Source organism: Neisseria sp. HMSC15G01 (assembly GCF_001808255.1).
Taxonomy (GTDB): domain Bacteria; phylum Pseudomonadota; class Gammaproteobacteria; order Burkholderiales; family Neisseriaceae; genus Neisseria; species Neisseria subflava_A.
Window position 1 is genome coordinate 1 of record NZ_KV792659.1, and the last position, 2,048, is coordinate 2,048.

A 2,048-nucleotide genomic window follows, 5' to 3' on the forward strand; every position below is an offset into this window, starting at 1 on the left:
CTGTCCGGTTTGGTTTTTGACGGCGTCGGCCACTAAAAGTATGTTGTGGGAACAGGCCTATGCACTACGTATATACTTACTTACAATAACTTAGAGCTTGTTTTGCTCCTTGTCCAATTTCCGAGTAGTTTCTGTCAACGGGTATGATTATATCTTTTCCATCAATGCCTTCCCACGCATCCGATCTGATATGTTTATTGGGGGAAATTACGATTTCCTTGCTATCCATTTTAATGCTGCACATCATCATCTTTCTAAAAAAAGCTAATTTGGTTTTATACCCCAGTGTTTCTCGTATATGATCAACCCATTGGTTATAGCGTTGAACTCTTTGTACCGGATCGAAAAAATTTTTATATTCTTTACTCCCATATTCAAAAGTTCGACTATTTTTTAATGCCTGGAAAACAGCTTGACCAAGCAGATTGTTATCGACATCCGGAAACAAAATATGAGGTGGGAATAAGGTGTCTAACATTAACAACCTAAATCCGGATTCTGTTTGCACAATGAACGCTTTTTCATTTGCATACAAACTTGCAAAATATTTATTTTCGCACTTATCTTCCATTATTTAATCTCCGTTACTTTAACATTAATACCATGAGTCTTTCCATATTCTATCGCTTTGTTGATTTGCTGCCATTGTTCTTTAGTGGTTTGGGCTGGAATAGCTAAATGTATCTCTCTCCGAGTAATTGTATCAGCATTTAACTTAACACTAGAAAGAGAGTAAGTTTTAAAATTGGCAGCTTTGTCAATATAATTTTTTAAAGTACTATAAATTTGTCTTGGTTTGAGCATCCTTGATGCTGTTTGTGTATCCAATGTCTTAGCACTAATGGCTAAGCCATCACGGGAGTCATAATAATCAAAAGTTTTAAAATTCTTTGGTAGTCGAGCATCCGAGGGAAGGTTTTTACCAACATAATTCTCCCATGGCATACCTTGCTTTCCAATACCATTATTCCATTGGATACCTACTTTTGAATTAGAAACGGTTTTACTTGGTTTGGCAAATAAGATATTTAAATCCGTAACTTTCTGATGTGCAGTTGAAAATTGATTAGCCATACGCCCAGCATTAACATCCAAGCTGGTCAGCGGTCGGTTATATCCGGCCGGAATCGGTCCGCGGATTGCCAACGGAGATTTCTTAACCGAAGCCCCACCAAGACTGACACTACCCAACATTGTTCCGGCACCTAAAAAGAAATTGGCTTTCCCGTGCTCAAGGTTTCCCTGTGTGATTTGATAAGTTCCGTAACTGGCTTGTGCTCCACCAATAGCCATCATCAGATAACGTCCTCGAGTGGTAAATTCCAAACCTAAAGCAATGCCTTGTGCGGTGGAGGCTGCTGCTCTGCCTTCAAAACTATCGGCATAAGCTTTATCCCTTTCAAGGATATTCCAAGCTTTCTCGTATTTCCCTATCGGACGACCTTCCGATAAAAAGAAATGCTTAACAGCAGCCAAACCGGTTTTATACTTTCCTCGGGCATCCTGGATTTCTTTCCAAGAGTTATTCCAATGTTCTCTGACTTTTCTATCTCTTTTGGCTAGCCAAAACGGATAATAAGGTTCTCCATTTCTCAAGATTTCTTTACCTTGATAGAGATCATTCTTAATTTTTCTATCAAGAATTTTCTGATCATCATAGATGATGTCTAGATAGGATCGCAAACTAGCTGCTTCTTGGGTTGTCAGGTCTTTTTTTCCATCTTTTCGATGAAGGTCTGAATAATATTTTCTATATAACTCATTGCTTACTTGGTCTTTAGCAGCCAGCCGCTCAAATTCGGCCTTTTCCTTATTACTTGCTGTATGGTTGAGAATTTTCTCTGTTAAAAGATCGTATTTTTTTCTGTCTTCGTTGTTAAGCAGATTATTCTCCACCGCATTCTGTCCAAGCACACCCCCTACCTGTGCATTGAACAGGGCATTGCTGTTGCCGTTGGTGCTGCCGCTGCCGTTCAGACTGCCGCCCGCCGCACCCACCACCGAAGCAATCGCCCCGGTCTGCGCTTTGATCTCTTCCTTAATGTGCT

1 protein-coding gene and 1 pseudogene are annotated in these 2,048 nt (G+C 40.0%); both read right to left on the reverse strand.

Annotation, left to right across the window (positions count from 1 at the left end; all coding sequences use genetic code 11):
* Window positions 1-76 precede the first annotated feature (76 nt).
* The gene (locus HMPREF3139_RS02345; RefSeq protein WP_019271746.1) at window positions 77-571 is read right to left on the reverse strand and encodes a contact-dependent growth inhibition system immunity protein; all 495 of its coding nucleotides are present in this window, start codon (window positions 569-571) and stop codon (window positions 77-79) included.
* A pseudogene (locus tag HMPREF3139_RS02350) lies at window positions 571-2,048 on the reverse strand (adhesin); the annotation flags it as partial. The pseudogene HMPREF3139_RS02350 and the gene HMPREF3139_RS02345, both read right to left, overlap by 1 nt.

What these genes read in the sequence shown, in the direction of transcription:
- HMPREF3139_RS02345 (WP_019271746.1), bottom strand. Translation starts at nt 571, where the DNA reads ATGGAAGATAAGTGCGAAAATAAATATTTTGCAAGTTTGTATGCAAAT.